Here is a 26,718-nt window from a genome sequence, read left to right on the forward strand (position 1 = left end):
GCTGTCCTACGGGGTTCAATCCTCCACCTCCGGCCGCAGGCGTTTGCCGCGGCCGAAGGTATAGCCGGTCTCCACCGCCTGCCGGCCGTATTTTTCGCGCAAGGCGTCGATGGCGCCTTCGGCAAGAGCGCGCTTGTACGACAGGCGGTCAACGAGATCCGGCGGGTCGGCCAATGCCGCATCCGTAAGATCACTGACGCCGATCCCGATGAGGCGGAACATCGTGCCGTCCGCTTCGCGCTTCAGCATGTCGAAGCCTGCCGAGAAGATCCGGTCGGCAAGCCGGGTGGGATTGGCCAGTTGCCTGCTGCGCGTGCGGATGCGGAAATCGGCCGTCTTCAGCTTGAGCACAACCGTGCGCCCGCCTATGCCCGCCTTCTTCAGGCGTGCCGAAACGCGCTCGCTCAGTGCCCGCAGGATCGGCAGGAGATCATCAACACGGGAAAGATCGCGGTCGAAGGTGGTTTCGGACGAGACGCTCTTGGCTTCCCCGCGCGGCTCCACTTTCCTATCGTCCTGGCCGCGGGAGAGCCGGTAAAGCCGGTCGCCCATCGTGCCGTAGCGGCGCATGAGATCGGCACGCTCCATGTGCTGAAGCTGGCCGATGGTGTGGATGCCGTCTGCGGAAAGTGTGGCGGCGAAGGTCTTCCCCACGCCCCAGATTGCCGTGACGGGCTGCTCGGCCAGAAAAGTCAACGCGTCCGCCCGCCCGATGACGGAAAAGCCGCGCGGCTTTTGAAGGTCGGAGGCCACCTTGGCCAGGAACTTGCAATAGGAAAGACCGATGGAAACCGTAATCCCGATTTCCTCCTCCACCTGCCGGGCAAATCGGGCGAGCACCATGGCAGGCGACGCTCCATGCAGGCGCTCGGTGCCCGAGAGGTCGAGAAAGGCCTCGTCAATGGAAAGCGGCTCGACCAGCGGCGTGAGCGCCAGCATCATGGCGCGGACCTCCCGGCCCACGCGCGCATATTTCTCCATGTCCGGCTTGATGACGATGGCCTCGGGACAGGCTTGGAGCGCCTTGAACATCGGCATGGCCGAGCGCACCCCCTTGATCCGGGCGATGTAGCAGGCGGTGGAAACAACGCCGCGCTTGCCGCCGCCGATGATGACCGGCTTGTCGCGCAACTCGGGATTGTCGCGCTTCTCCACCGCCGCGTAGAAGGCGTCGCAGTCGATATGGGCAAGGGAAAGCGTCTCCAGTTCCGGGTGGCGCAGAACTCGCGGGCTGCCGCACGCTCGGCAGCGCCGCTCGCCCGGTCCGGTGCGGTAGAGGCAGTCGCGGCAGATGCCTGGCACAGCGGCGTTGACGACCATGTCGATTTATCTGGAACGCATAGGGAACAGCAGCATATGGCATCCCGCGCGCGCCGACAAGAAAAGCGAGAGGACGACTCTGCGCTGGTCTCCTATGGCTGGATATCCCAATCCTCCTGGCCGAAGGGGAGCGCCCTGTGCGCGGCTGCGATCTCCTGCGGCGCAAGACCGCTCGCCTGGGTGAAGGCCATCAGCGTCGGCTCGTGGGCGAGCAGAAATTGCAGCACACCGGCGAGAAATCCGGGCTCCCGCGCAGCCTGCCTGATCTGGCCCGCGTCAATCCCCGTTATCGCCAGAAAGCGGGGCAGAAGCTCCGGGTCGCCGGCAATGAAGGAAAGCGCCTGGATGGCGATGGTTTCGGCGTCATCCCTCCCCATGGTGGCTGCTCCCGGTGTTGCGTCCGTAACGATGATGGTGCCATAAGGACGGTATAAAGAGTTCGCAAGCACGCAAGGGCAATGCCTTCAATTTGAAGGGAAGAATTTCCCTTTTCGTAAGGCAGATCGTGCCAAGAGAGCCTGAAGCGAAATAGCTGAAGTGCTTGGTCACACGTCACGACAGCGCTGAACGGTGCGGGGTGCCATGCCGAAAAAGGTCATGATCGTCGAGGACAACGAGCTCAACATGAAGCTCTTCCGCGACCTTATTGAGGCCAGCGGTTATGAGACTGTGCGCACGCGCAACGGTCTTCAGGCGCTCGAACTTGCGCGCGACCATCGCCCCGACCTCATCCTCATGGACATTCAGCTTCCGGAAGTTTCGGGGCTCGAGGTCACCAAGTGGCTGAAGCAGGATGACGAGCTGCATACGATTCCGGTTATCGCCGTCACCGCCTTCGCCATGAAGGGAGACGAGGAGCGCATCCGCCAGGGCGGCTGCGAGGCCTATATCTCGAAACCGATCTCGGTCCCGAGCTTTATCGAAACGATCAAATCCTATCTCGGTGACGCGTAATGGTCCGTAGGGGGCGACCAGGGAGGGACCGTCGGCCATGACTGCGCGCATTCTCGTGGTCGACGACGTTCCCGCCAATCTTAAGCTGCTCGAGGCGCGCCTTCTGGCGGAATATTACGACGTGGTAACCGCGCGCTCGGGGCCGGATGCCATCGAAATCTGCGAGGTGAGCAGGGTCGATGTGGTCCTCCTCGACGTGATGATGCCGGGCATGGACGGCTTTGAGGTGTGCCGGCGCCTCAAGGCCGATCCCTCCACCACGCATATTCCGGTCATCATGATCACGGCGCTGGACCAACCGGCCGACCGCGTGCGAGGGCTCGAAGCCGGGGCGGATGACTTTCTCACCAAGCCGGTAAAGGACCTGCAACTGCTTACGCGGGTCAAGAGCCTGGCGCGGCTGAAGGCGCTGACCGACGAATTGCGCCTTCGCGCTGCCACGACGCGGAATATTGGCATCGAGCAGCTGCTGCAGCAGAAGATTGGTGACACTGACGAGAGGCCGAGCGTGCTGCTCGTGGAGGAAGACGAGGCCTCCGGAGCACAGATCAAACGCATTCTGCGCGGCCACTTCGAGGTGGAGGTCGCCGCCGATCCGCAAGCCGCGCTTCAGCGTGCCGCCGGCGGGGCATTTGAATGCGTCATCGTCTCCACTCGGTCGTCCAGATACGATCCGCTTCGGCTGTGCGCGCAGTTGAGAGCTCTGGAGCGTGCGCATCTCGTGCCCATCATCCTTCTCGCGGACGAGCAGGACGAGGAGTATGTGATCCGGGGGCTGGAGCTCGCAGTGAACGACTATGTGCTGCGGCCAGTAGAACGCCAGGAGCTGGTTGCGCGTCTGCGCACGCAGATCCGCCGCAAACGCTACAATGACGGGCTGCGCTCCAGCGTCGCGCGCACGGTGGAGATGGCCGTTACCGATCCGCTGACCGGCCTGCACAATCGCCGCTATCTCGACAGCCATCTTCAGACCCTTTTCGACCGGGCAGTGGCCCGCCGGCGGCCTCTGTCCGTCATGTTTGCCGACGTGGACCGCTTTAAGGCCATCAACGATACCTTGGGGCATGACGCGGGAGACGCGGTGCTCAAGGAGTTCGCCGGCCGGCTGCGCAGGAACCTGCGCGGGATCGATCTTGTCTGCCGCTATGGTGGCGAGGAGTTCGTCATCGTCATGCCGGAGACCGAACTTGCCATCGCCGAGAAGGTCGCTGAGCGCGTCCGGCGGCAGATCGCGGAAAGCCCGTTCCACATTGGGGAGGGCCGCCCACCGATTTCGATCACAGCCAGTCTGGGAGTGGCTGCAAGGCGCGAGGGTGAAGATACCGTCAGGGCTCTGATAAAGCGCGCCGACATGGCCCTCTATGAAGCCAAGACCCGCGGGCGGAATCGCGTCGTTGCCCCCGCAGCCTGACCTAGGCGGGTGGCGGTCGATCACGAAATTTACCTTAATGTTAAATTGTCCATCCGGGATGGTTAAGTAAGTATTGATTTTCGAGGCCAGTTGCGCGAGTGTCGCAACCGGTGGTGGACGGAACTTACGAGGCTAAGAGGTTCCGTATCCCCGATACCCCATGATGCTCAGGTCCGCCGCATCTCCTGGGTCGTGGGGTTGGCCGGTTGGCGCTGGCGTTATGTGGCCTCCTCGTACCGCTGCCAGATAGCCGACCGGCCCCCGAAATCTCAAAAGCATAATTCACACTGTGGCGCTGCCTCTTACTGCGGGCAGCGCTTTTTCGCGTGATCGGATTGGAAAAGGGGCCGGCTTTTTGCCGCGGGGAGCCGGATGCCTGAGGCACCAGCAAAAACGGCGCCTCGAAAGGCGCCGCGAGACACGCATTGTGAATGCGGGGGAAGGTTACTTGATCTTCGCTTCCCGAAACTCGACATGCTTGCGCGCAACGGGATCGTATTTGCGCTTGGTCATCTTCTCCGTCATCGTGCGGCTGTTCTTCTTGGTGACGTAAAAGAAGCCGGTGTCGGCCGTCGACAGGAGCTTGATCTTGATGGTCGTGGCCTTGGCCATGGGCGTGCGTCCGTATCTGCGGTTGGATGGGCGAGCCTGGCAGCAGCGATCGCAACAGGCGCGCGAAAACTCGCGCGAGACATAAAGACAATACCTGGAATGTCAAGCCCGTGTCCGGGTTCAGGACATATGAGGTGGCAACTTCGCCGCGCTCCGGCCGCTATAGCATCTCCCTGCGAAACCTGCCGCCGCGCGTGAAGTAGAAGGGCACGGGCTCGCCAGGCGAAAGCGTGGGATCTCTCTGAAGCCGCTTGCCGAGCTCTTCGAGGACCCTGCGCGTAATGGCGGCGACGTTGAGGCGCAGCGCCTCCGTGATTGGCAGCCAGGCGATGCCCTCCAGCTCTTCGGTGGGCGGACTCGGAAGTTCGACGGCAACCTCATCCCGGCGAGCAGCGAGGAAGCGGGTGTCAAAGCGGCGCACGTTCCCTGGCGGCGTGATCGCGCGGGCAATATAGCGCAGGCCGTCAAGAGCAGGCTGAATGCCATGCTTGGCGAAGCCCTGCCATTGCGGGCTTCTTGTCGCAAAGTCAGCCTTGCGGCCGACAAGAAGGCCGGCTTCCTCGTAGGTTTCCCGCAGCGCGGAAAGGGCGATCGCCCTGGCCCTGGCCCGCGCCGCGCGGGCACGTCCATCTCTGGCGCTGCCGGCGATCCTCGCCGCCTCCGCCGGATGGAGGTCGCTTGCAACAGTAATGCGGCTGTCGGAGGGATCGGTGCGTCCGCCGGGAAAGACGAAGCGTCCAGGCATGAAGGCGTGCCGCGCATGCCGCCTTCCCATCAGGACGAAAGGCTCGCCGCCGCGCCAGTCGATCAGGATGAGCGTGGCAGAGTCGCGTGGCCTGACAGGGGCAGGGGATGCGGCGTTGTGCCTCCTCCCTTCGGGCGTAGCCGTTTCCCCGTGCTCCAGCCTCTCGGCTTCCGCCATGATCTCAAAGCTCGGGGTGGGAATCGAGCATGTCTTTCTCGCCGCCGAAGCCATGCATCCTGAGCGCCCATTGCAGCCCCACCACCGCGCCTTTGACGGGGCCAATAAGCGCGAGCGAAAGGACAAGGGTAGCTGGCGCCCAGATAACGAGATGTGCCCATGTCGGCCAGTCGGTGACCGCTTGCACGGTCATGAACGCGCTGACGACGATGTGCCCCACAATGACGATCACAAGATAGGCCGGCAGGTCGTCCGCGCGGTGATGGTGCATCTCCTCGCCGCATTCCTGGCAGCACTCGACCGTCTTGAGAAAGGCACGAAAGAGCCGACCGCGGCCGCAACAGGGGCAATGGCCGAAGAAACCGCGCCGCGTGGATTCATACACCGACCTCGGCTCCGCTTCGCTTGCTTTGCCGCCGCCGAAAACTCTTTGCTCCATCACCGTCTCCTGCCCCTGCCGGGCGACCGTTCCTTGCCTCTCGATGCACGCGCGATACTGCGCCTGGTCTTGTGCAGCGATCGCGTCGAGCCTGGCAGGCGATTCGGATCGCTCATCATTTCGAAGCGCATGGCTCCCGCAAGCGGAGCCACTTCGACCAGCCGCACCTCCACGGCATCGCCAAGCTGGTAGCCTCCCCCGCTTCTTTGCCCAACCAGCGCATGCCGGACTTCATCGAAGTGGTAGTAATCGTCGCCGAGCGAGGAAATGGGAACGAATCCATCAGCCCCGAATTCCGGTAGCAGAACGAACAGGCCGGCCTTGGTCACGCCGGAAATACGGGCGGAAAATTCCTCTCCCGTGCGACCCGCCAAATGCTCCGCTACCAGGCGGTCAACGGTCTCGCGCTCGGCCGCCATAGCGCGCCTCTCGGTGGCCGAGATGAGAGCGGAAATCTCCTCCAGCCGCTCGGCATCCTGCGGGCGCAGCCCGTCTTCCCCGAAACCCTTCGCAGAAATCAGCGCGCGATGAATGATGAGATCCGCATAACGCCGGATCGGTGAGGTGAAGTGGGCATAGCGGCGCAGGTTCAGGCCGAAATGCCCGATATTCTCCGGCGCATAGATGGCCTGGCTCTGCGAGCGCAGAACCACCTCATTGACCAGCTGCTCGTGCTCGGTGCCGGCCACGCGCGCGAGGATGCCATTGAACTGGGAAGGCCTCAACGCCGCCCCGCGAGCAAGCGAAATCCCGAGTGACGCCAGGAATTCTCGCAAGGCTTCCTGTTTGGCGAGAGAGGGGGCATCATGCACGCGGTAGACCACTGGCTGGCGGGCGGCTTCGAGCGTTTCGGCGGCGGCGACATTCGCCTGGATCATGAACTCTTCTATCAGCCTGTGGGCGTCCAGACGGGGCGGCACGATGACGCGGTCGACGGTGCCGTCTGGCTTGAGCAGGATTTTGCGTTCCGGCAGGTCGAGTTCTAATGGCTCGCGCGCGCTCCGGCCGCGTCCGAGCACGGCGTAGGCATCCCACAAGGGGCGCAGCACCGTATCCAGAAGCGGCTTCGCCTTTTCATCCGGTCTGCCGTCGATCGCCGCCTGCGCCTGCTCGTAGGAAAGGCGCGCGGCGGAACGCATCATCACCCGATGGAAGGAGTGGCCGATTTTCCGCCCTTGCGCCGAAAAGCGCATGCGGACGGCGAGGGCAGGGCGGTCTTCACCTTCGCGCAACGAGCATAGATCGTTCGAAATGCGCTCGGGCAGCATCGGCACCACGCGGTCCGGGAAATAGACGGAATTGCCACGCCTAAGCGCCTCTCGGTCGAGCGCGGAGTCGGAACGGACATAGTAGGCGACATCGGCGATGGCGACGGTGACGATCACGCCGCCCGGGTTTTTCTCGTCCTCGTCCGGCTCGGCGAACACGGCGTCATCGTGGTCCTTAGCGTCCGGCGGATCGATGGTGACGAGCGGCAGGTTACGCCAATCCTCGCGGCCGTTCATGCTGGCCGGTTTTGCTGCTTCCGCTTCCTTGAGCACGCTTTCCGGGAAGATATGCGGGATTTCATGGGCGTGGATGGCGATCAGCGAAACCGCCTTCTCCGTAGCGATGGAGCCCACCACCTCCAGAACCTTCGCGCGCGGCAGGCCGTAGCGGCTCTCCGAGACCTGTTCGACCTCGACCAGATCGCCCTCGCGCGCCTCGCCGCGGAAAGCCGCGTCCACGATAAGCTCTGGCTGACGCCTCTCAACGGGTTCGATCCGGAAAGAACCGTCCGCCATTTCACGGAAAACGCCGAGAACGGCCCGCCTTCGCTTCTCGAAGACTTTGATCACCCGGCCGCTATAGGCAGGACCTTTCTCGTCTTCTCCATTCGGGAACACGCGGGCAAGCACCCGGTCGCCAATGCCCGCGGCGGGCGTGCGGCCAGCCCTCTGCCTGCGGATCGCCACCAGAGGAACGGGGCCGCCGTCCTCGCCGTCAAATTCAGCGGGACGGGCAAGAAGGCCGCCCTCCGCATCGCGTGAGAAGATGTCGAGAACGACCACGTGGGGCAGGGCACCCGGGCGCAGAAGCCTGCGGCGCTTCTTTTTGAGCAGCCCCTCGTCCTGAAGCTCGCGCAGCATGTCCTTGAGCCAGATGCGGTCGCTGCCCTTCAGCCCGAACGCCTTGGCGATCTCGCGCTTGCCCGCGCGGTCCGGATTCTCGGCGATAAAGCGCAGGAGATCGTCGCGCGAAGGCAGGCGGGAAGCCCTGCCGCCACCCGCCTGCACGCGGTTGGGATTCCTGCGGGCCAAATTCAGCTCCTGGCTTTGCCTCGTCCTGATTTCTTGCCGGTCTTTCCAGCCTTGGCAGCAATCAACTCCAGCGCCTCCTCACGGGTCAGCGACATCGGGTCCTTGCCCTTCGGAAGCGTGGCGTTGATCTTGCCGACATTCACATAGGGGCCGTAGCGACCGTCCCGAACGGTAATGACGCCGCCGTCGGGATGTTCCCCGAGTTCCTTGAGTGCGGCGGGCGTGGCACGGGCGCGCGGTCCCTTCGCCTTCTTCTCTGCGAGCAGCGAAACAGCCCGGTTAAGCCCGATGGAAAAGACATCATCCACCGATTCAAGATTGGCATAGGTACCGTCATGCAGCAGGAAGGGGCCGTAGCGGCCGATGCCGGCGGAAATCATCTTGCCGGTTTCAGGATGGGGGCCCACATCCCGCGGCAGCGACAGGAGCGCTATGGCGCGTTCGCGGTCGATGCTGTCCGGCGTCCATCCCTTGGGCAGGCTCGCGCGCTTGGCCTCCTTGCCTTCGCCGCGCTGCACATAGGGGCCGAAGCGGCCGGAGCGCAGCGTGATCTCCTCGCCGGTGAAGGGGTCCGTGCCGAGCACCTTGTGGCCGTCCAATCCTGCTTCGGCATCGCCACTTTCCGCTCCGTTTTCGCCAAGCTGGCGCGTGTAGCCGCATTCGGGATAGTTGGAGCAGCCGACGAAGGCGCCGTAGCGGCCAAGCTTCAGCGACAGCCGGCCCGCCCCGCATCTAGGGCAGAGGCGGGGATCGCCGCCATCCTCACGCGGCGGGAAAAGCAGGGGCGCAAGCTCCTCGTTGAGCGCTTCCAGCACGTCGGTGACGCGCAGGCCCTTTATGTCGTTGACCGCGCCAGAGAACTCGGTCCAGAAGTCGCGCAGAACGTCCTTCCAGGCAAGCTTGCCGTCCGAAATCTCGTCCAGCTTTTCCTCAAGGTCGGCCGTGAAGTCGTACTCCACATAACGTCGGAAGAAATTCTCAAGGAATGCAGTAACGACGCGACCCTTGGCCTGCGGCACGAGACGGCGCTTTTCGATGGTTACATAATCGCGGTCTTCGAGCGTCTTCAGGATTGCGGTGTAGGTGGAGGGTCGGCCGATGCCAAGCTCCTCCAGCTTCTTGATGAGCGTTGCCTCCGTGTAACGCGGCGGCGGCTCCGTCGTATGCTTCGTTACATTGATCGCCCTACGGGCGAGCGTCTCGCCGGAATTGATCTCGGGGAGGCGAGTGTCTTCACCGTCTTCGCTGTCGTCCTCCTTCACCTCCGTGTAGGCTGCGAGGAAACCGTCGAAGCGGATCACCGAGCCGACGGCCCTGAGCACAGCCTTGCGGTCGGCCCCGGCAGCCTCGATCTCCACCGTGGTGCGCTCGATCTCGGCGGCCGCCATTTGGCTGGCGATGGCGCGCTTCCAGATCATCTCGTAGAGGCGCGCCTGGTCCGGATCGAGATATTTGCGCACCTCGTCGGGTGTGCGCGAGAAGTCGGTCGGACGGATGGCCTCATGCGCTTCCTGAGCGTTCTTCGCCTTGCTCGAATAGTAGCGCGGCTTGTCCGGCAGATAGCGGTCGCCAAATGTCCGGGCGACGGCTTGGCGCGCCTGTTCGAGCGCCTCCGGCGCCATCTGCACGCCGTCCGTTCGCATATAGGTGATGAGGCCGGTAGTCTCGCCGCCGATATCCACGCCCTCGTAGAGGCGCTGGGCGATCTGCATGGTGCGCGATCCGGAAAAGCCCAGCCGCGAGGATGCCGCCTGCTGCAGGGTGGAGGTAATGAACGGCGGCGCGGGGTTGCGGCGCGTCGGCTTCGCCTCAACCGACAAAACGCGATAGGAGGCGCCTTCGAGCAGCGCCTTGATGCTGTCGGCCTCTTCCTGGCTCTTGACGTCGAGCTTCTGAAGCTTTCGGCCGTCGAGTTCAGTAAGGCGCGCCTCGAAGGTTTCGCCGCGCGGCGTGTCGAGAAGGGCTGCGACGAGCCAGTAATCCTGGCGCACGAAACGTTCGATCTCGGCCTCGCGGTCGCAGACCAGCCGCAACGCGACGGATTGCACCCGGCCGGCCGAACGGGCGCCTGGGAGCTTGCGCCAAAGCACGGGCGAAAGCGTGAAGCCCACGAGATAGTCGAGCGCGCGGCGCGCGAGATAGGCATCGACCAGCGAGGCGTCGATCTCGCGCGGCGACTTCATGGCCTCCAGCACGGCGTTCTTGGTAATAGCGTTGAAGGTCACGCGGCGCACGGGCTTGTCCTTCAGCGCCCGCTTCTGGCGCAGCACCTCCAGCACGTGCCAGGAGATCGCCTCGCCCTCACGATCGGGGTCGGTGGCAAGAATCAGGCCGTCGGCCTCTTTGACGGCCTTGGCGATTTCGTTCAGGCGCTTGGCCGATGCGCTGTCGGTGCTCCAGGACATGGCAAAGTCCTCGTCCGGCCGCACGGAGCCGTCCTTGGCCGGCAGGTCACGCACATGGCCGAAGGAGGCGAGAACCTTGTAGTCCTTGCCCAGATATTTGTTGATTGTTTTCGCCTTGGGCGGCGACTCGACGATGACGACATCCATTGACTGACGGTACCTTGGTTAAGTGGCGGGACATGCGTGGCCCCTGCGCGATGCCGGCCAGCACGTGACATGGCTGCGCTTTCCCTTGCGGTCAAGGCCTCATGCGAATCTGTTGTCCGGTGCCGCCAGCAATTTTTGGTTGTATTGGCAAAATTTCTACATTTATTTGTATATAAGTTTGGTATATGGTCGCCTCCGGGTCCCAAGGAGAAAGGGCATTTAGGGGCAGGCGACAGGCGGGCATGGCGGCCCGGTGAGGCGACCGGTGGCAGCCGGGGGCGGATGCCCCATTGCTAGAGGGCAACGGGGAACAAGCCGCATGGGCCAAATGAAGGATCAGATCGGGCGAAACGAAACAATCGACTATATACGCGCAATGCTTGAGCAGCTCTATCCGATGGCGAAGACGCAAGGCTGTGAGATGCTCGCCTATCTGATCGAAATGGCCTGCATCGAGGCCAGCGACATGGCATACGTGGCCGCCAGCGCCGCTTCAGATGCTACCCATGACAAGAGAAACAGCGCCGCCTGAGTGGCGCTCGAGACGTCCGGCAAGATCAAGCTCCAGCAGAATGAGCGCCACTTGAGCGGGATGCAGACCGGTGTGCCGGATGATTTCGTCGGTGCTGACAGGGGTTGGGCCGAGTGCTTCCAGCACCTTGGCACGATCGTCATCTCCCGGGGCAGGGGTTGTCATGTCCACCTCCGAGGGTTCCTGCGCAAAATTGTCCGGCAGTTGCGGCCGGCCCACCAGTGGCGCGACCGCCTGAAGGATATCGCTCGCTTCGGTAACCAGCGTAGCGCCTTCCTTCAGGAGCCTGTTCGTACCGGCCGCGCGCGGATCGAGCGGCGAACCCGGCACGGCAAAGACCAGCCTGCCCATCTCCGCCGCCAGCCGCGCGCTGATCAGCGAGCCGGAGCGGGTTGCCGCCTCCACCACCAGAAGGCCGTAGGCAAGGCCCGCGACGATACGGTTGCGGCGCGGAAAGTCCTTCGCGCGCGGTGTCCAGCCGAAAGGCATTTCCGAAACCGCAACCCCGCGTTCGACGATTTCGGCAAGCAGCGGCTCGTTCTCCGGGGGATAGGGGCGGTCGAGCCCGCCCGCAAAAACGGCAATGGTCCCGGTCTCGAGGCTGCCCTGATGCGCGGCGGCGTCGATGCCCCGGGCAAGCCCCGAGGCGATGACATAGCCTTCCTGTCCCAGTTCCCTCGCCAGCTTTCGGGCCATCTTAACGCCGGCGAGCGAGGCATTGCGCGCGCCAACGATCGCGAGCGCGGGCCGGCAAAGAAGATCGAGGTTGCCCATCGCGGCAATCAGGGGCGGCGGATAGTCGGCACGTGCGAGCAGGGGCGGATAATACTCCTCGCCCAAGGCGATGAAGCGGGCGCCCATGCTGCTCGCCGCCTCGAGCTCGGCGTCGATGTCTTCCTCGGAGGGAATTCGGATGTGTCGTGCCCCGCCTCTGCGCGCAAGCTCAGGCAATTCGGCAAGTGCCGCCTCGGCGGAACCGAAGCGGTTGATAAGCTGACGGAAGCTTGCAGGCCCCACATTCTCCGTACGGATGAGACGCAGCCAGGCGCGACGCTGACGGTCGTCGAGCTGAAGGCCCCTGCTCATCCGTTGACCCCGATACGGGATTCCTTGCCCTGTATCAGCCTGCCGATATTTGCTCTGTGTGAAAAGAACACCAACACGCTCATAAGCAGGAAAAGCAGGGCCACCTGGCTGTAGCCCATGACGTAGAGCGCAATCGGCACGCAAACGGCGGCTGTTAGTGCGGCCAGCGACGAATACCGGCTGATGAACGCGACCAGGAGCCAGACGGCGGCGAAAAGCAGGGCGCCAGGCCAGGCGAGCGCTAGAAGCACGCCCAGATAGGTCGCCACGCCCTTGCCGCCCTTAAAGCCGAGCCAGACGGGGAAAAGATGGCCCAGAAAGGCCCCGAGGCCGGCGGCGGCCGCATAGTCCTGCCCATAGCGGCCGGCCAGAAGCACCACCACCGTGCCCTTGAGCGCGTCTAAGAGAAGCGTGAGCGCGGCAAGCCCCTTTCTGCCTGTGCGGAGCACATTGGTCGCGCCGATGTTTCCGGAGCCGATCCGCCGCACGTCGCCGAGCCCAGCCATTCGGGTAAGCACGAGGCCGGAGGGAAACGAGCCGAAAAGATAACCGATGGCGAGCGCGACAAGGAGGTAGGGCAGGATAGCCGGCCAGCTTGTCATGTCCATGGGCGATCGATCTCCCGCAAGATCAGGCTGAGAATACTGTGCGGCCTGCAACCATGGTTTGCAAGACCCTGCCTTGCATGCGGGCACCCTCAAAGGCCGTATTCTTCGACAGTGAGCGGATATCCGCCTCGCGCACGATCCAGGGCGCTTCGAGATCAACCACAATCAGGTCGGCCGGAGCGCTGGGCCGTAGCGTGCCTCCCGGCAGACCGAAGAGCCGTGCCGGAGCGGTGGACAGGGCTTCCACCAGTCGCAACAGCGGCACATCCCCGGAGTGATAGAGCCTGAGTGCGGCGGCAAGCAGCGTCTCCAGCCCAATCGCACCGGCGGCGGCTTCCTCGAAGGGCAGGCGCTTGGTGTCCACGTCCTGCGGATCGTGCGAGGAAACGATGATGTCGACGGTGCCTTCCTTCAGCGCCTCGACCATGGCGAGCCGGTCTTCCTCCGCGCGAAGCGGCGGCGAGAGCCGGAAGAAGGTGCGATATTCCCCGACATCGTTCTCGTTAAGGCAGAGGTGATTGATGCTGATCCCTGCGGTAACCTGGATTCCCTCCTCTTTCGCGCGCCGTACGGCCTCGGCCGACATGGCGGTGGAGATCTCGGCGGCGTGGTAGCGCGCGCCCGTAAGGCGCGCCAGCATCAGGTCGCGCTGGAGCGGAATGGCCTCCGCCTCGCGCGGAATGCCGGGCAGACCAAGCCAGCTCGCCAGCAGTCCCTCGTTCATGACGCCCCGGGAGGTGAGGTCGGGATCCTGCGTCGCATGGGCGACGACGAGCCCCATGTCGCGCGCATAGGTGAGCGCGCGCCGCATCGTAAGGGCGCTGGCAAGCGTCCGCCGACCCTGCGTCAGGGCCACGGCGCCTGCCGCCCGCAGGAGGCCGAACTCGCTGAGCTCGTCACCCTGCAGCCCTTTGGTGATCGCGGCGGCGGGATAGATGTTGACACAGGCGGTCTCACGTGCCGTGCGCAACACGAACTCTACCAGCGCGACATCGTCGATAACGGGCGCCGTGTCGGGCATCATGATGAAGGAGGTGATTCCGCCCGCCGCCGCCGCGTGGCTCGCCGAGGCGATCGTCTCGCGATGCTCGGCGCCCGGCTCACCGACGAAGACCCGGGCATCGACAAGCCCGGGCAGGATGGCCTTGCCCGCGCAGTCGACAACCGTTGCGCCGTCCGGCACGCCCTGGCCCAGCGCATTGCCACCGGCCGCGCGGATGGTCCCGTTTTCCACGATGACCGTGCCGATCTCATCGATGGCGCGCGAGGGATCGACGATGCGGGCGTTCTGAAAAACGGTCGCGCTCATGCGGCATCCTCGTTCCGGCGCGGGTCCAGCAATGCCTCCATCACCGCCATGCGCACGGCCACGCCCATTTCCACCTGTTCCTGGATAACGCTGCGCGGGCCGTCCGCCACATCGGAAGCGATCTCGATGCCGCGGTTCATGGGGCCGGGATGCATCACGAGCGCATCCTCCTTCGCGGCTTTCAGCTTCTCCGCATCGAGGCCGAAGAAGCGGAAATATTCGCGGGTGGAGGGCACGAAGGAGCCGGCCATGCGCTCACGCTGAAGCCGCAGCATCATGACGACGTCAGCACCTTTGAGCCCTTCCGCCATGGAGGTGAAGGATTCGGCCCCCATGCGCTCGATGCCTGAAGGGAGCAGCGTGGACGGGGCGATCACCCGGACACGCGCGCCCAGGGCATTGAGAAGGATAATGTTGGAGCGCGCTACCCGCGAATGCAGGATATCGCCGCAAATGGCGATAACAAGGCCGCCGATCCGCCCCTTTTCCCTGCGGATTGTCAGTGCATCGAGCAGTGCCTGCGTCGGGTGCTCATGCGCGCCATCGCCCGCGTTGACGACAGAACAGGTCACCTTCTGTGCCAGAAGGGCAGCGGCGCCCGCCGCCGAATGGCGGATGACCAGAATGTCGGGGCGCATGGCGTTGAGCGTTATCGCCGTGTCGAGCAGCGTCTCGCCCTTTTTGGCGGACGAGCTTGCCACCGACATGTTCATGACATCGGCGCCGAGGCGCTTGCCAGCCAGTTCGAAGGAGGATTGAGTGCGCGTCGAGGCTTCGTAGAAGAGGTTGATCTGCGTGCGCCCGCGCAGCGTGTTCCTCTTCTTTTCGGATTGCCGGGAAATGGCCACGGCAGCATCGGCCCGGTCGAGCAGTAGCTCGATGTCGGCCGGCGATAGGCCTTTGATGCCAAGCAGATGGCGGTGCGGAAAAAGGGGAAAGGCCGGCGCGTCGGTCATCTCGGATCGCTGCTATAGGCGGCTGCGATGATCTCCGCAAGCGTGCAAAAGCCTGTGCGTGGTTTCTCCCCGGCCATTTTCCTTCGAGAGGCAAAGCGGTTAAGTTCGTCGTACATAATGTGTATCCCATACAAGACGGGGCAACCGCCGATCTTCCGGCAGTGCGGCCGAAGCCGCAAGGGCAGAGGAAATCCTTCAGTGGATCAGGAGGTTCTGAATCAGTCTCCCCCCATCAGCGGGACCAGCGCGTGGCGGTCCGACCCGCTGCTGATCCAGCTCGGTGAGGCCTTCTCCGAGTCCGTGCGCAAGGAGATGGAGGTGCTGGGGCGCTTCGTGCGCGCGCAGGAGGCTCTGGAACTGGCGCGCCTGGCCAATACCCAGGTGCCGGTGCTGAAAACGCACGACCGCTACGGCCGGCGGGTGGACATAGTCGAATTTCATCCTGCCTATCACGCTTTGATGCGCCGCTCCGCAGGGGCGGGGCTCCATTCCTCCATCTGGGAGGATGGCGCGGACGAAAAGGGGCAGCGCCATCAGATAAGAGCCATGCGCTTTTATCTGATGGCGCAACTGGAATGCGGCCATTTGTGCCCACTTACTATGACGAATGCGGCGCTGGCGGCGCTGATGGTCTCGCCCAACCTTTTCCGCGCATGGGCGCCGCGTGTGATCTCCCGCAAATACGATCACACGAATCGCCCGGCTGCCCAGAAGCCCGGCGTCACCTTCGGCATGGGCATGACGGAAAAGCAGGGCGGCACGGATGTACGCGCCAATACGACTTATGCCGAGTCAGCGGGGGACGGGCTTTACCGCATCACCGGGCACAAATGGTTCCTCTCCGCGCCGATGAGTGACGCATTTCTGGTTCTGGCACAGGCGAAGGATGGCCTTTCCTGCTTCCTCGTCCCCCGGCTCCGCGATGACGGGTCCGCAAACGGCCTTCTCCTCCAGCGCCTGAAGGACAAGCTCGGCAACCGGTCCAACGCCTCTTCCGAGGCCGAATTCCATGGGGCGCTGGGCTATCTGGTCGGCGAGCCCGGAGCCGGCATTCGCACCATCATGGACATGGTGACGCTCACGCGGCTCGATTGCGCCGTTGCCTCCGCCGGGTTGATGCGGGCGGCACTTGCCGAGGCGGTGCATCACACGCGCCACCGCAAGGTCTTCGGCAAGGCGCTTGTGGAACAGCCGCTGATGGGCCGCGTGCTGGCTGACCTCGCCCTTGATGTTGCCGCGGCCACGGCGCTCGCCTTCCGGCTTGCCCGTGCTTTCGACGTGGCCGCTGCAGATCGCGCCGAGGCGGCCTATGCGCGCGTGATGACGCCGGTGACGAAATACTGGGTATGCAAGATCGCGCCTGCCATCATCTATGAAGCCATGGAGTGCCTGGGTGGCAACGGTTATGTGGAGGATTGGCCGCTTGCCCGCTACTATCGAGAGGCTCCGGTGAATGCGATCTGGGAGGGCTCGGGCAACGTAATGGCCCTCGATGTCCTGCGCGTTCTGTCGCGCAACGGCGCTCTGTTCGAGGCGGTGCTGGAAGGCATCGGCGGCGATCTCGGCAAGAGCGGCGGCAGGACGGTCGAGGTGCTCAGGGCGGCGATGCGCGTCTGCGAGAGCGACGAGGGGGCGGCGCGCATACTCGTAGAGCAGCTGGCGCTGGCGGCAGCCGCCGCCGAACTCAGACGCTTGGGCGCCGGACGGGTTGCTGATGCCTTCATCGAGACGCGCCTTGCCGGTCAATGGCGCGCCACCTATGGCATGCTCGACGCCCGTCACGATGCCACAGCCATCATCGACGTGCTCTATCCGGAAGCGCTCTGAGGGCCACTGCCTGCCCGCCCGCAATTAAGGTTAACGCAAGCCTGCAGTTGCGCGCCGGTCGCGGCGGAGCCACTTTGGATGTGCCCACGGAAGGGACGAAGGGAGGTGCCGTGCGCTACATCCTGTTTTTCTGGGCGTTGCCGCTCGGGTTCTTCTGGGGCTGGTACTACCTTTCGCTCATGGATGTTGGCGAGCGCATGCTGACGCGCGAGGCGAACCGTCTCGTCTTCGAGTTCTACGGCAATATCCTCGGGATTGAGCCTGCGACCCTCCCGGCACTCATGGCGCAGGGCTGCCTGATCGACAGCCTCATCATCTTCGCCTTCTTCGCATTCCGCCAGAGAAGGGCTGTTTGCAAGCGGCTTGCCGAACGCGGCTACCGGTGGATGTGGGCCCGCAGCGCCTGAAGCCTGTCCAGCGCGCCCTGTAGAATAAAGGCGGCTGCTGACGAATCGATGCGCTCCGCGCGCTTCTTGCGCGAAACGTCCATCTCGATCAGCATACGTTCGGCAGCCACCGTGGAAAGCCGCTCGTCCCAGAAGGCGAACAGTAGGTTCGTCTTCGGCATGAGATTGCGCACGAAAGCGCGGGTGGATTGCGCGCGCGGCCCCTCTGTGCCATCCATGTTGACCGGAAGCCCGACGATCACACCGCCAGCGTTCTCGTGAGACAGAAGACGCAGCAACGCCTCCGCGTCCTCAGAGAACTTGCTGCGCTTGATCACCGTCCGCGGGACGGCGAAGGAGAGTCCGAGATCGGAGATCGCCACGCCGATGGTCTTCGTCCCGAGATCGATGCCCGCCAGCGGCCGGCCCACCGGGCGCTTTTCCTCCAGCTCTTCGATCGAAACCACACTCAACGGGTCAATCCACCTTGGACAGTGTTGCCAGCCGTTCTATCCTTCACTCAACGGTCGGACAATCGAGGAGTGTTTGAATGAAAATAACCTGGTACGGACATTCTGCCTTCCGGATCGAGGCTGGCAATGCCAGAATCCTCATCGATCCGTTTCTTTCTGGAAATCCCACCTGGAACGGCGGATGGGAAGGACCCGCCGAAGGTATCACGCACGTGTTGCTCACGCACGGCCATAGCGATCATGTCGGCGATGCCCTCGATATCCTGAAAAAGACCGGCGCCATGCTGGTCGCCAATGCCGAAATCTGCACCTATTTTTCGGACAAGGGGATCGAGAAGGTGAATCCCGGCAACCACGGCGGAACGGTGGATTGCGGCGGCTTCACAACCACCTTCGTCAATGCGCTCCATTCCTCCTCGCTCACCCAGGAAGGCGGCGCAAATGTCTATCTGGGCAATCCGCTCGGACTGGTCCTGCACTTCCCGGACGACAAGACGCTCTATCACATGGGCGACACCGATATTTTCGGCGACATGGCGCTTATTCAGGAGCTGCACCAGCCGCAGATCGGCATCGTGCCAATCGGTGACCGCTTCACCATGGGCGGCGCAGTGGCCGCGCTTGCTTGCCGGCGCTATTTCAGCTTCGAGACCGTCATTCCGTGCCACTACGGAACCTTCCCGCTGCTCGACCAGACGGCCGACAAGTTCGTGAAGGGCCTGAAAGGAACGGAAATAAAGGTCGTTGTGCCCGAGCGCGGCAGCCCGGTGGAACTCTAGCCGGGCGGCCGCGATCGCTGTTGCGTAGGGCGCCGGGCGCGACTATAGCCACCAGCGTTGCTGCCAAGGAAGGAAAGCGATGTCCGTTGACACCGAGACCGTACGGCGCGTGGCAAAACTCGCCCGGATTGCCGTGGAGGAGGAAGACCTCGAGCGTATGGCCGGGGAGCTCAATGCCATCCTCGGCTTTGTCGAGCAGTTGAATGAGGTGGACGTATCCGGCGTCGAGCCCATGACCTCGGTGATCCCCATTGCCATGAAGATGCGGTCGGACGAGGTTACCGACGGGGGAAAGGCGGACGATATCGTCGCCAACGCGCCGCAGAGCGGCGAGAACTTCTTCCTCGTGCCGAAGGTGGTGGAGTAGGGCATGCCCATCGCCATCGCCGCGGAAACACCGCTGCAGGACGACGTACGCGCGCTGATTGCGGAACTGAACAAGGAGCTTTTGGCGCTGACGCCGCCCGAGTTCTGCTTTCACATGACGTCGGAACAGATGGCAACGCCCGCCACGACGCTGTTCGTGGCGCGTGATGAGGGCCAGGCTGTGGCCTGCGGCGCGCTGCACCGTCATGAAGGCGGCGTCGGCGAGGTGAAGCGCATGTATACCCGTCCTTCCCATCGCGGGCGCGGCACCGGCGGCATGATCATTGCCCATATCGAGGCGCTTGCGCGTCAAGAGGGTTTGACGAAGCTGGTGCTGGAGACCGGCGACCGGCATCCCGCCGCTTGGGCCGTCTACGAGCGCGCGGGCTTCACCCGCTGCGGCCCCGTGCTCGATTATCCGGACTCCCAATGGTCCGTCTTCTACGAAAAGAACCTTACCGCCCAGCCGGCTGTTGCTTGAACGGACGATTTCATGACCGAACTGACCAAACTCACAATCTCCGAAATCCGGGCCAAGCTGGGTGCCAGGGAATTTACGGCGCTCGAACTGACCGAGGCCTATCTTTCCGCCATCGAGGCGGCGAACAAAAAGCTTAACGCCTATGTGACGGTCACCGCCGACAAGGCGCGCGAGATGGCCAAGGCATCGGACGCGCGCATCATGCAGGGTGAGGCGCGGCCGCTGGAGGGCGTGCCGCTCGGCATCAAGGACCTGTTCGCGACCGAGGGGGTACACACCCAGGCCTGCAGCCATATCCTCGACGGCTTCAAGCCGCGCTACGAATCCACCGTCACCGCCAATCTTTGGGCGGACGGGGCCGTCATGCTCGGCAAGCTGAACATGGACGAGTTCGCCATGGGCTCGTCCAACGAGACGTCCTATTACGGTCCGGTGGTGAACCCGTGGCGCGAGGAGGGCGGCAACAAGGATCTCGTGCCCGGCGGTTCCTCGGGCGGCTCGGCCGCAGCGGTAGCCGCATGGCTCTGCGCCGGCGCCACGGCCACGGACACGGGCGGCTCCATCCGCCAACCTGCAGCCTTTACCGCGACCGTCGGGATCAAGCCCACCTATGGGCGCTGCTCGCGCTGGGGCATCGTCGCCTTCGCCTCGTCACTCGACCAGGCGGGGCCGATTGCCCGTGACGTGCGGGATGCGGCGATCCTGCTCAAATCCATGGCCTCGGTCGATCCGAAGGATACGACCTCGGTAGACCGGCCGGTGCCGGACTACGAGACGGCGGTCGGCCAGTCTGTCAAGGGGCTGAAGATCGGCATTCCGAAGGAATACCGCGTCGACGGCATGCCCGCCGAGATCGAAGCGCTGTGGCAGAAGGGCATCGAATGGATGCGCGAGGCGGGGGCCGAGATCGTGGACATCTCGCTGCCGCACACCAAATACGCTTTGCCGGCCTATTACATCGTCGCGCCGGCGGAGGCCTCCTCCAACCTCGCCCGCTATGACGGCGTGCGCTATGGGCTGCGCGTGCCCGGCCGCGACATCACGGAAATGTACGAGAAGACGCGCGCCGCAGGCTTCGGCCGGGAAGTGAAGCGTCGCGTGATGATTGGCACCTATGTCCTGTCGGCCGGCTATTACGATGCCTATTATCTGCGCGCGCAGAAGGTGCGGACCCTCATCAAGCGCGATTTCGAGCAGGTGTTCGAGGCGGGTGTTGACGCGATACTCACACCTGCGACGCCGTCCGCCGCCTTCGGCATCGCCGACCAGGAGATGAATGAGGACCCGGTGAAAATGTATCTGAACGACATCTTCACCGTCACCGTGAACATGGCGGGCCTGCCGGGTATTGCCGTGCCCGCCGGTCTCGACTCCAGGGGGCTGCCGCTCGGCCTGCAGCTCATCGGCAGGCCTTTCGATGAGGAGATGTTGTTCCGGACGGCCTATGTCATCGAACAGGCTGCGGGCCGCTTCGAGCCGCGGCGCTGGTGGTAGTCCCGCGCAGGCGGGTTAGTGAGCCCCATTCCTGCCATAATCCCTGAAATTTCGTAACCGGCGCCTTTCAGCTAACCCCTTGGAAATGTTAACTGATCGCTTAAATTTAACCGACTTAAACGCTTATTTGCCTGTTTCCTGCCGCTTTTTCTGTTGCCACGGGACCGGTGTAGGGCTATTCGGGCTGCCGCGACGGGCTTATGACAAAGTCATCGCACAGCGCAATGAAACACGAGAATTCCATGGACGATACCGTTCAGAAGTCGTGCTGGGGCGTTGCCGTCAAGGCAAGCCTCGGTCTCGCCGGCATCATCCTGCTGGCCTGGCTTTTTGCCGGAGGTGACGCGGTCACGGTAATCGCAGCAAGCTGAAAAGCACGTTGGTTCTGACAGAAGAGGGGTGCGGCCGAATGGCCGCGCCCCCTTTGTTTTTGCCTCTTGTTTTGCCCTTGTGATGTCGCTCCCTGACACGCATATGAGGCGTATCATGCGCATTGCTGCGATAAATCGCAGCTGGAGTTGATCATGTTCCTGTCCGTGTTCGATCTTTTCAAGATCGGCATCGGTCCCTCGAGCTCCCACACGATGGGGCCGATGGTGGCGGCCGAGCGTTTCCTGCGCGAGATCGCGGAAGGGGAGTGGCCGCGCCCGGCCGGAGCGGCCGTTTCGCGCCTTTCTGTAAGCCTGCACGGCTCGCTGGCCTTTACCGGTGTTGGCCACGCCACCGACCGGGCGGTAATTCTCGGCCTCCAGGGGCTTACGCCGGCCAGCGTCGATCCGGACACGGCGGACGAAGTCCTCCACAAGATTAGGCAGGAGAAGCGGCTGTCGCCGCCGGGTCATCCCGGGTACCGGTTCGACCCGGAGACTGACCTCGTCTTCGATCGCAAGGTCACTCTTCCCGGACATACGAACGGCATGGCCTTCAGCGCCTTCGACGCCGATGACCGGCTGCTCTTGAGGCGAATCTACTATTCGGTGGGCGGCGGCTTTGTAGTTTCTGAGGAGGAAGTGCAGACGCTCAAGGAGCGTGAAAGCCCAGCCGTTGACCGCAGCGTGCCCTACCCGTTTGCCAATGCTCGCGAGATGCTGGACATGGCTGCGCAAAGCGGTCTTTCGATTACGCAGATGAAGAGGGCGAACGAGCTCGTCTACAGAAGCGAGGCAGAGCTCGATGCGGGGCTTGATCGCATCTGGGAAGCGATGAACGCCTGCATTGATCGGGGGCTCAGGCAGGAGGGCGTGATGCCGGGCGGGCTCAAGGTGCGCCGCCGCGCGCGCCAGCTCCACGAAAAGCTTCAGGAGGAGTGGCGCAACAACCGCCCGAACCCGCTCGCCGCCAACGACTGGCTTTCCGTCTATGCCATGGCCGTCAACGAGGAGAATGCCGCCGGGGGGCGTGTGGTCACAGCGCCCACCAACGGAGCCGCGGGTGTCGTGCCTGCGGTGCTGCGCTACTGGCAGAAGTTCCACGTGGATGCGAACCGCAAGGGCATCCGGGATTTCCTTCTCACGGCGGCCGCGGTGGGCGGCATCATCAAGCACAACGCTTCCATCTCCGGCGCCGAGGTGGGTTGCCAAGGCGAGGTGGGCTCGGCTTCCGCAATGGCTGCGGCCGGGCTCGCTGCGGTTCTCGGCGGCACGCCCGAGCAGGTAGAAAATGCTGCCGAGATCGCGCTAGAGCACCATCTCGGCATGACCTGCGATCCCGTCGCAGGCCTCGTGCAGGTGCCCTGCATCGAGCGCAATGCGCTGGGTGCGGTGAAGGCAGTCACGGCAGCCTCCTTGGCGGTCAAGGGCGACGGCAAGCATTTCGTCTCGCTCGACGCGGCGGTCGAGACCATGCGCCAGACCGGCCTCGACATGAACGAACGCTATAAGGAAACGAGCCTCGGTGGCCTCGCGGTGAACGTGGTGGAGTGTTGAAGCGCAAGCGGCCGCGCTTGTGGATGATTCGGCAAGGCCTTTCCTCAGCCGTAGAGGCAGCCTAGAAACGGTCCATGGCACTTCATTTGATAAAGCTCTGCGTCGGTTGCGAAAGCCCGGAGGATCTGGAGTCCTGGATTGCCAACCGGCTTGAGGAAAAGCGGAGACGCGGAGAGCCGGTCGAGCAGCATCACGTCACCCGCATGATCCCCAAGCAGATCGAGGAATTGCTGGATGGCGGCTCCCTCTATTGGGTGATCAAGGGCATGCTCCAGTGCCGGCAGCGGCTCCTCGACATCCACCCCTTCATGGACGAGGAGGGCGTTTCGCGCTGCCGGCTCGTGCTTGAGCCGACGGTGATCCGCACGGAGTGGCAGCCGCGCCGCCCCTTCCAGGGCTGGCGCTACCTCAAGCCGGAGGATGCGCCCCCCGATCTGAGCATGGGATCGGACGCGGCTGGATTGCCGGATCATCTGCGCCGGGAGCTGACGGAGCTTGGCCTTCTCTAGCTTTTCGTGCGGGCTTGCCAGAGGCCGTCCGGAAGCACATCTTCTGATTATGAAAGACAAGAGGGCGCCGGTCGACGCCGGGAGGAGGGCAGATGTTTCCACACCCCGCTCCGATGTGGGGGTGGTGGAAGCTTTCGTGCGCCAGGCGCGCGCACTGGCGCAGGCGCGAAAGGAAAGCGGGCGTCTGATCCTCGCGCTCGATGCCACCATGAGCCGCCAGCCTACCTGGGATCTTGCCTGCGAAATCCAGGCCGAGATGTTCGATGCCGTGGGCAGGACAGGGCGGCTCGACGTGCAGCTTGTCTACTATCGGGGCTTCGGCGAGTGCGCCGCTTCCCGCTTCGTCAGCGATACTGCGGCACTGAAGCGGCTGATGACGCGAATCGAGTGCCGGGGCGGGAGAACGCAGATCGGCAAGGTCCTTTCGCACGGCCTTAAGGAGAATGCGCGCGGCCGCGTGAATGCGCTCGTCTTCATCGGGGATGCGGTGGAAGAGAGCGTCGATGAGCTGGCGCAGCGCGCGGGCGAGTTGGGCCTCAAAGGCATTCCGGTTTTCCTGTTTCAGGAGGGGAGGGACCCCGCAGCCACGAGAGCCTTCCGCGAAATCGCACGGCTGTCGCACGGTGCATGGTTCCGCTTCGACCGGGCATCGGCCGGCACGCTGGCGAAATTGCTGGGCGCGGTGGCCGTCTATGCAACCGGCGGTCTGCCGGCGCTCGAGGCGCGCGGCCGGGCGGAAGATCACCTCATGATCGAGCATCTGAGCGGCCGCAAGAGATGACGTATCTGATTGCGCTTCTCGCAATCCTGCTTCTTCTCGCGCTCGCAGCCTTCGCTTTCACGCAGGCAAGCCCAGCACGTATCGCCTCCGCCGTGCGGCTGACGGGTCCCGCTCTCCTGGGGCTTGCGGGCGTGGTGCTGCTTCTTGCCGGCAGGGCGGCTCTGGGCGGCGTGCTCCTTTCCGGCGCTGCTGCCTGGCTCAGTTCAGGCAGATTCCGGAGTGCCCCAAAGCCCTCACCCGGTCAGAAGTCGAGTGTCCGCTCCGCCGCGCTGGAAATGGAACTCGACCACGATACGGGTGCCCTTTCAGGCGTTGTACTGGCGGGGCGGTACGAGGGAAGGGCGCTTGCGGGGATGAGCCTGAAAGAGCTTCTCGGTCTGCGGCGGGAACTCGCGGGCGATGGCGAGAGCCTGCAGCTACTTGAAGCTTATCTTGATAGCCGCTTTCCCCTCTGGCGTGAAAGCACGGACGCGCACGAGAACGCGCGGGAGCGAAGCGCGCCACGTTCGGGCGCCATGTCCAAGGAGGAGGCTTACCAGGTCCTTGGTCTTGAAGCGGGAGCGGCCCCGGCGGAGATCCGCAAGGCTCATCGCCGCCTGATGCAGCGCCTGCACCCCGATATGGGAGGTTCGGCCTTTCTGGCCGCGCGCATCAACGAAGCGCGTGATGTTCTCCTGTCGGATCACCGCTAGTCCCCTGTCGCCATACTCGGGTTCTGCCACCCTTGCCGTCAGTTCTGGACGGCGTAGCAGTCGACGTTCTGCTTCTTGAGCAAGGCGCAGGCATCCCAGGCCGCCGTCTTGCTCTCGAAGCCGCCGAAGCGGGCGCGGTGATAGATCTGACCCTTCAGCTCAAAGGTCTCTGTGAAGGGTATGGCGTTGGCTAGAATGCCGGGGGCCTGAGCCGCAGTGCGCTCCAGCACACGGCGCGCATCCTGCTGCGTCGGAGTCGAGGCCACCTGAATGACCCAGCCGCTGACGGGCGTGGACGCGGTCGGGAGCGGGTCATAATCGCCTTCACCGGAAAGAGCTTCCGCCAGCGCCACTTTCGCAGCGACGGTATCCTCCTGCGCATAGGCCGTAACCGGAAGCTCGGGGCGGGCAGGCGGCAGCGGCGCATTGGCCGGCAGGTCGATGGCGGCCGCTCTGACGGGCTGCGTAGACGGACCCTTGGCGATCAGATAGTTATCCGCTCCGGTCGAGGCTTTGGGCAAGTAACGCTGGATGAGTTCCGCCATATGCGCATCGCGTGAGCGCGCGGTCTTGCCCCCCATCACGACGGCGACGATGCTCCTGCCGCCCGTAGCCACCGAAGTGACGAGGTTGAAACCGGAAGCGCGGATATAGCCGGTCTTGATGCCGTCAACGCCCTTCACGCGGCCGAGCAGATTGTTGTGGTTGCCGATCTTCCGGCCGGCATAGGTGAAGGAGCGCGTGGAGAAGTAGTCGTAATACTGCGGAAAATGATCGCGCAGCGCGATACCCAGCCGCGCCATGTCGCGCGCCGTGGTCTTCTGCTCGCTGTTCGGCAGACCGTGAGCGTTGCGGAATGTGGTCGATGTCATGCCGAGCTGGCGGGCCTTGTTCGTCATCATACGGGCGAAATTCGCCTCTGAACCGCCCAGCGTCTCGGCCACCGCCGTGGCCACATCGTTTGCGGACTTGGTGACGAGCGCTAGGATCGCCTGTTCCACGGTGATGCTCTTGCCCGCCGGAACCCCCAGTTTCGTCGGGGGTTCGGCGGCGGCGTTGCGCGAAAAGGTGATGGGCGAATTCTTGGACAGACGGCCGGATTCAAGCGCCTCGAAAATGAGGTAGAGCGTCATCATTTTCGTGAGCGAAGCCGGATAACGCGGCGCATCGGCGTGATCCTCGTAAAGCACCTTGCCCGTCTTCGCATCGACCACAATGCCTGCATACTTCGGATTGGCCGAGGCCGACGCTGCTGTCGCCGAGAGGATCGCCGCTGCCGTGAACAACGCGACGGCAAGCTGGAGGAGTTGACCTGTTGGCTTGGTGAAAACCGCTAATGCCCGACGCACAACCACACCCATGACCATCGATTATTGCTCTCGCAGGCAAAGGCGCCTGCAAACCGTTATCGATGAGCCTAGGGTGGGTGGCGTTACCAATTCGTTATGGTTTGGTAACGCTTGATGGAAAAATTCGGATTCGCGGTGCATTTGACACAGATTTTACAGGACGGGTACGCAACAGGCGGCAAACGCGGCGTGAGGGATCAAGCCCCTTCAACAACGGTGAAGCCCTCGAAGAGAGGCGGGCCTTTGTAGAGATTCTTGTTCTGTCCGGCGTTTCTATGCGCCTTACGGAAGTTTTCCGACCTTGTCCATGCGGCGAAGTCATCCTCTGTCTTCCAGAGCGTGTGCGAGGCATAGAGCGTATAGCCCTCCTCGGCATTGCGCGGACCGCGCAGAAGATGGAAACCGACAAAGCCCGGCATTTCGGCCAGACTGGAATCCCGGTTCTTCCAGAGCGCCTCGAAGGCCTCTTCGGACCCCGCGGCGACCTTGAAGCGATTCATCGCAATGAACATGCTCGTCCTCCTGACTGACTGCACATGGGTGCCGCTCTGCCGCTACCGCAGGGAAGAGCGGGGGCGAAAACGGACGACACTGCCGGGAATCTCCCCATCAAGCCGCGCTTGCGGATGGGGCCCCGACACTCTGTTGTCGTGAA

Annotated in this window: 28 protein-coding genes; 14 read left to right on the plus strand and 14 right to left on the minus strand. The window is 63.6% G+C overall.

The genetic code is table 11. The features are described from left to right. Positions 1-15: 15 nt before the first annotated feature. Together NYR54_RS03730 and NYR54_RS03735 are read right to left on the minus strand one after the other, a co-directional pair. Positions 16-1,320 carry a DNA polymerase IV gene (locus NYR54_RS03730; RefSeq protein ID WP_261514158.1) on the minus strand — a complete coding sequence of 435 codons (1,305 nt, stop codon included), beginning with the start codon at positions 1,318-1,320 and terminating at the stop codon, positions 16-18. Between the two features lie 92 nt (positions 1,321-1,412). Then, a complete protein-coding gene (locus tag NYR54_RS03735) occupies positions 1,413-1,697 on the minus strand; it encodes a DUF3572 domain-containing protein (protein WP_261514162.1) in 285 nt (94 codons plus the stop codon). Positions 1,698-1,902: 205 nt separating this feature from the next. On the opposite strand from NYR54_RS03735, the gene NYR54_RS03740 reads away from it, so the two are divergent. Further along, positions 1,903-2,274 (plus strand): response regulator, encoded by a 372-nt coding sequence (locus NYR54_RS03740; protein WP_261514164.1) that lies wholly within the window; start codon positions 1,903-1,905, stop codon positions 2,272-2,274. 37 nt (positions 2,275-2,311) lie between these two features. After that, on the plus strand, positions 2,312-3,685 hold the full coding sequence (locus tag NYR54_RS03745; protein ID WP_261514165.1) for a PleD family two-component system response regulator: 1,374 nt from the start codon (positions 2,312-2,314) through the stop codon (positions 3,683-3,685). 444 nt (positions 3,686-4,129) lie between these two features. Here the strand turns inward: NYR54_RS03745 and rpmG are convergent, their stop codons facing one another. From rpmG to topA, 5 genes are all read right to left on the minus strand, one after another. Then, positions 4,130-4,297 carry a 50S ribosomal protein L33 gene (rpmG, locus tag NYR54_RS03750; RefSeq protein ID WP_261514167.1) on the minus strand — a complete coding sequence of 56 codons (168 nt, stop codon included), beginning with the start codon at positions 4,295-4,297 and terminating at the stop codon, positions 4,130-4,132. A gap of 160 nt (positions 4,298-4,457) precedes the next feature. Then, positions 4,458-5,219 carry an NUDIX hydrolase gene (locus NYR54_RS03755; RefSeq protein ID WP_261514168.1) on the minus strand — a complete coding sequence of 254 codons (762 nt, stop codon included), beginning with the start codon at positions 5,217-5,219 and terminating at the stop codon, positions 4,458-4,460. Between the two features lie 4 nt (positions 5,220-5,223). Next, positions 5,224-5,658 (minus strand): DUF983 domain-containing protein, encoded by a 435-nt coding sequence (locus tag NYR54_RS03760; RefSeq protein ID WP_261514169.1) that lies wholly within the window; start codon positions 5,656-5,658, stop codon positions 5,224-5,226. Continuing rightward, positions 5,658-7,958 (minus strand): ribonuclease R, encoded by a 2,301-nt coding sequence (gene rnr / locus NYR54_RS03765; RefSeq protein WP_261514172.1) that lies wholly within the window; start codon positions 7,956-7,958, stop codon positions 5,658-5,660. Before rnr ends, NYR54_RS03760 begins: the two co-directional genes overlap by 1 nt. A gap of 2 nt (positions 7,959-7,960) precedes the next feature. Next, positions 7,961-10,510, minus strand: coding sequence for a type I DNA topoisomerase (gene topA / locus NYR54_RS03770; RefSeq protein WP_261514173.1), 2,550 nt, complete (start codon positions 10,508-10,510; stop codon positions 7,961-7,963). Between the two features lie 319 nt (positions 10,511-10,829). Here topA and NYR54_RS03775 point away from each other — a divergent pair, with 319 nt between their 5' ends. Next, the gene (locus NYR54_RS03775) at positions 10,830-11,042 is read left to right on the plus strand and encodes a hypothetical protein (protein WP_261514174.1); all 213 of its coding nucleotides are present in this window, start codon (positions 10,830-10,832) and stop codon (positions 11,040-11,042) included. Here the strand turns inward: NYR54_RS03775 and dprA are convergent. From dprA to NYR54_RS03795, 4 genes are read right to left on the minus strand one after another with little or no spacing between them, the layout of a single operon-like run. Beyond that, positions 11,004-12,128, minus strand: coding sequence for a DNA-processing protein DprA (gene dprA / locus NYR54_RS03780; RefSeq protein ID WP_261514175.1), 1,125 nt, complete (start codon positions 12,126-12,128; stop codon positions 11,004-11,006). The genes NYR54_RS03775 and dprA overlap by 39 nt on opposite strands. Further along, entirely contained in the window at positions 12,125-12,736 is a 612-nt protein-coding gene (gene plsY / locus NYR54_RS03785) for a glycerol-3-phosphate 1-O-acyltransferase PlsY (RefSeq protein ID WP_261514177.1), read from the minus strand. The genes dprA and plsY overlap by 4 nt, the downstream gene beginning before the upstream one ends. Positions 12,737-12,758: 22 nt before the next feature. After that, positions 12,759-14,045, minus strand: coding sequence for a dihydroorotase (locus NYR54_RS03790; RefSeq protein ID WP_261514178.1), 1,287 nt, complete (start codon positions 14,043-14,045; stop codon positions 12,759-12,761). Then, positions 14,042-15,001: an aspartate carbamoyltransferase catalytic subunit gene (locus NYR54_RS03795; RefSeq protein ID WP_261514179.1), complete on the minus strand. Its 960-nt coding sequence runs from the start codon at positions 14,999-15,001 to the stop codon at positions 14,042-14,044. The genes NYR54_RS03790 and NYR54_RS03795 overlap by 4 nt, the downstream gene beginning before the upstream one ends. Before the next feature lie 198 nt (positions 15,002-15,199). Between NYR54_RS03795 and NYR54_RS03800 the strand changes: the two genes are divergently transcribed. Together NYR54_RS03800 and NYR54_RS03805 are read left to right on the plus strand one after the other, a co-directional pair. Continuing rightward, positions 15,200-16,828 carry an acyl-CoA dehydrogenase family protein gene (locus tag NYR54_RS03800; RefSeq protein ID WP_261514180.1) on the plus strand — a complete coding sequence of 543 codons (1,629 nt, stop codon included), beginning with the start codon at positions 15,200-15,202 and terminating at the stop codon, positions 16,826-16,828. A gap of 80 nt (positions 16,829-16,908) precedes the next feature. Beyond that, complete coding sequence (locus NYR54_RS03805) at positions 16,909-17,235, plus strand: DUF6105 family protein (protein ID WP_261514457.1); 327 nt, start codon at positions 16,909-16,911, stop codon at positions 17,233-17,235. Here the strand turns inward: NYR54_RS03805 and ruvX are convergent. Continuing rightward, a complete protein-coding gene (ruvX, locus tag NYR54_RS03810) occupies positions 17,205-17,687 on the minus strand; it encodes a Holliday junction resolvase RuvX (protein ID WP_261514181.1) in 483 nt (160 codons plus the stop codon). The two genes, NYR54_RS03805 and ruvX, sit on opposite strands and share 31 nt — an antisense overlap. A 77-nt stretch (positions 17,688-17,764) precedes the next feature. On the opposite strand from ruvX, the gene NYR54_RS03815 reads away from it, so the two are divergent. The 9 genes from NYR54_RS03815 to NYR54_RS03855 all read left to right on the plus strand — a co-directional run bounded on the left by NYR54_RS03815 (position 17,765) and on the right by NYR54_RS03855 (position 24,714). After that, complete coding sequence (locus tag NYR54_RS03815) at positions 17,765-18,466, plus strand: metal-dependent hydrolase (RefSeq protein WP_261514183.1); 702 nt, start codon at positions 17,765-17,767, stop codon at positions 18,464-18,466. Positions 18,467-18,545: 79 nt separating this feature from the next. Then, positions 18,546-18,833 (plus strand): Asp-tRNA(Asn)/Glu-tRNA(Gln) amidotransferase subunit GatC, encoded by a 288-nt coding sequence (gene gatC / locus NYR54_RS03820; protein ID WP_261514184.1) that lies wholly within the window; start codon positions 18,546-18,548, stop codon positions 18,831-18,833. A 3-nt stretch (positions 18,834-18,836) separates the two neighbouring features. Further along, positions 18,837-19,313 carry a GNAT family N-acetyltransferase gene (locus NYR54_RS03825; RefSeq protein ID WP_261514185.1) on the plus strand — a complete coding sequence of 159 codons (477 nt, stop codon included), beginning with the start codon at positions 18,837-18,839 and terminating at the stop codon, positions 19,311-19,313. Between the two features lie 12 nt (positions 19,314-19,325). Continuing rightward, complete coding sequence (gatA, locus tag NYR54_RS03830; RefSeq protein ID WP_261514187.1) at positions 19,326-20,807, plus strand: Asp-tRNA(Asn)/Glu-tRNA(Gln) amidotransferase subunit GatA; 1,482 nt, start codon at positions 19,326-19,328, stop codon at positions 20,805-20,807. Between the two features lie 242 nt (positions 20,808-21,049). Beyond that, complete coding sequence (locus tag NYR54_RS03835) at positions 21,050-21,178, plus strand: hypothetical protein (RefSeq protein WP_261514188.1); 129 nt, start codon at positions 21,050-21,052, stop codon at positions 21,176-21,178. A 153-nt stretch (positions 21,179-21,331) separates the two neighbouring features. Continuing rightward, complete coding sequence (locus NYR54_RS03840) at positions 21,332-22,732, plus strand: L-serine ammonia-lyase (protein ID WP_261514189.1); 1,401 nt, start codon at positions 21,332-21,334, stop codon at positions 22,730-22,732. Positions 22,733-22,806: 74 nt separating this feature from the next. Beyond that, on the plus strand, positions 22,807-23,241 hold the full coding sequence (locus NYR54_RS03845; RefSeq protein ID WP_261514191.1) for a DUF1489 family protein: 435 nt from the start codon (positions 22,807-22,809) through the stop codon (positions 23,239-23,241). 49 nt (positions 23,242-23,290) lie between these two features. Then, a complete protein-coding gene (locus NYR54_RS03850) occupies positions 23,291-24,022 on the plus strand; it encodes a VWA domain-containing protein (protein WP_261514192.1) in 732 nt (243 codons plus the stop codon). After that, positions 24,019-24,714 (plus strand): DnaJ domain-containing protein, encoded by a 696-nt coding sequence (locus tag NYR54_RS03855; RefSeq protein WP_261514193.1) that lies wholly within the window; start codon positions 24,019-24,021, stop codon positions 24,712-24,714. Before NYR54_RS03850 ends, NYR54_RS03855 begins: the two co-directional genes overlap by 4 nt. Before the next feature lie 38 nt (positions 24,715-24,752). Here the strand turns inward: NYR54_RS03855 and NYR54_RS03860 are convergent, their stop codons facing one another. Further along, complete coding sequence (locus NYR54_RS03860; RefSeq protein ID WP_423738567.1) at positions 24,753-26,075, minus strand: SPOR domain-containing protein; 1,323 nt, start codon at positions 26,073-26,075, stop codon at positions 24,753-24,755. 185 nt (positions 26,076-26,260) lie between these two features. Beyond that, the gene (gene hmuQ / locus NYR54_RS03865; RefSeq protein ID WP_261514195.1) at positions 26,261-26,575 is read right to left on the minus strand and encodes a heme-degrading protein HmuQ; all 315 of its coding nucleotides are present in this window, start codon (positions 26,573-26,575) and stop codon (positions 26,261-26,263) included. Positions 26,576-26,718 lie beyond the last annotated feature (143 nt).

It is taken from the genome of Chelativorans petroleitrophicus (genome assembly GCF_025398195.1).
GTDB lineage: Bacteria > Pseudomonadota > Alphaproteobacteria > Rhizobiales > Rhizobiaceae > Chelativorans > Chelativorans petroleitrophicus.

Coding starts and splice junctions, on each gene's coding strand:
- NYR54_RS03755 (WP_261514168.1), bottom strand. CDS start 5,219: ATGGCGGAAGCCGAGAGGCTGGAGCACGGGGAAACGGCTACGCCCGAA.
- topA (WP_261514173.1), bottom strand. CDS start 10,510: ATGGATGTCGTCATCGTCGAGTCGCCGCCCAAGGCGAAAACAATCAAC.
- NYR54_RS03815 (WP_261514183.1), top strand. CDS start 17,765: ATGAAAATAACCTGGTACGGACATTCTGCCTTCCGGATCGAGGCTGGC.
- rpmG (WP_261514167.1), bottom strand. CDS start 4,297: ATGGCCAAGGCCACGACCATCAAGATCAAGCTCCTGTCGACGGCCGAC.
- NYR54_RS03775 (WP_261514174.1), top strand. CDS start 10,830: ATGGGCCAAATGAAGGATCAGATCGGGCGAAACGAAACAATCGACTAT.
- NYR54_RS03850 (WP_261514192.1), top strand. CDS start 23,291: ATGAAAGACAAGAGGGCGCCGGTCGACGCCGGGAGGAGGGCAGATGTT.
- dprA (WP_261514175.1), bottom strand. CDS start 12,128: ATGAGCAGGGGCCTTCAGCTCGACGACCGTCAGCGTCGCGCCTGGCTG.
- NYR54_RS03735 (WP_261514162.1), bottom strand. CDS start 1,697: ATGGGGAGGGATGACGCCGAAACCATCGCCATCCAGGCGCTTTCCTTC.
- NYR54_RS03835 (WP_261514188.1), top strand. CDS start 21,050: ATGGACGATACCGTTCAGAAGTCGTGCTGGGGCGTTGCCGTCAAGGCA.
- NYR54_RS03790 (WP_261514178.1), bottom strand. CDS start 14,045: ATGAGCGCGACCGTTTTTCAGAACGCCCGCATCGTCGATCCCTCGCGC.
- NYR54_RS03825 (WP_261514185.1), top strand. CDS start 18,837: ATGCCCATCGCCATCGCCGCGGAAACACCGCTGCAGGACGACGTACGC.
- NYR54_RS03845 (WP_261514191.1), top strand. CDS start 22,807: ATGGCACTTCATTTGATAAAGCTCTGCGTCGGTTGCGAAAGCCCGGAG.
- NYR54_RS03855 (WP_261514193.1), top strand. CDS start 24,019: ATGACGTATCTGATTGCGCTTCTCGCAATCCTGCTTCTTCTCGCGCTC.
- NYR54_RS03860 (WP_423738567.1), bottom strand. CDS start 26,075: ATGGGTGTGGTTGTGCGTCGGGCATTAGCGGTTTTCACCAAGCCAACA.
- hmuQ (WP_261514195.1), bottom strand. CDS start 26,575: ATGTTCATTGCGATGAATCGCTTCAAGGTCGCCGCGGGGTCCGAAGAG.
- gatA (WP_261514187.1), top strand. CDS start 19,326: ATGACCGAACTGACCAAACTCACAATCTCCGAAATCCGGGCCAAGCTG.
- NYR54_RS03760 (WP_261514169.1), bottom strand. CDS start 5,658: ATGGAGCAAAGAGTTTTCGGCGGCGGCAAAGCAAGCGAAGCGGAGCCG.
- NYR54_RS03740 (WP_261514164.1), top strand. CDS start 1,903: ATGCCGAAAAAGGTCATGATCGTCGAGGACAACGAGCTCAACATGAAG.
- NYR54_RS03840 (WP_261514189.1), top strand. CDS start 21,332: ATGTTCCTGTCCGTGTTCGATCTTTTCAAGATCGGCATCGGTCCCTCG.
- NYR54_RS03745 (WP_261514165.1), top strand. CDS start 2,312: ATGACTGCGCGCATTCTCGTGGTCGACGACGTTCCCGCCAATCTTAAG.
- NYR54_RS03730 (WP_261514158.1), bottom strand. CDS start 1,320: ATGGTCGTCAACGCCGCTGTGCCAGGCATCTGCCGCGACTGCCTCTAC.
- plsY (WP_261514177.1), bottom strand. CDS start 12,736: ATGGACATGACAAGCTGGCCGGCTATCCTGCCCTACCTCCTTGTCGCG.
- NYR54_RS03795 (WP_261514179.1), bottom strand. CDS start 15,001: ATGACCGACGCGCCGGCCTTTCCCCTTTTTCCGCACCGCCATCTGCTT.
- gatC (WP_261514184.1), top strand. CDS start 18,546: ATGTCCGTTGACACCGAGACCGTACGGCGCGTGGCAAAACTCGCCCGG.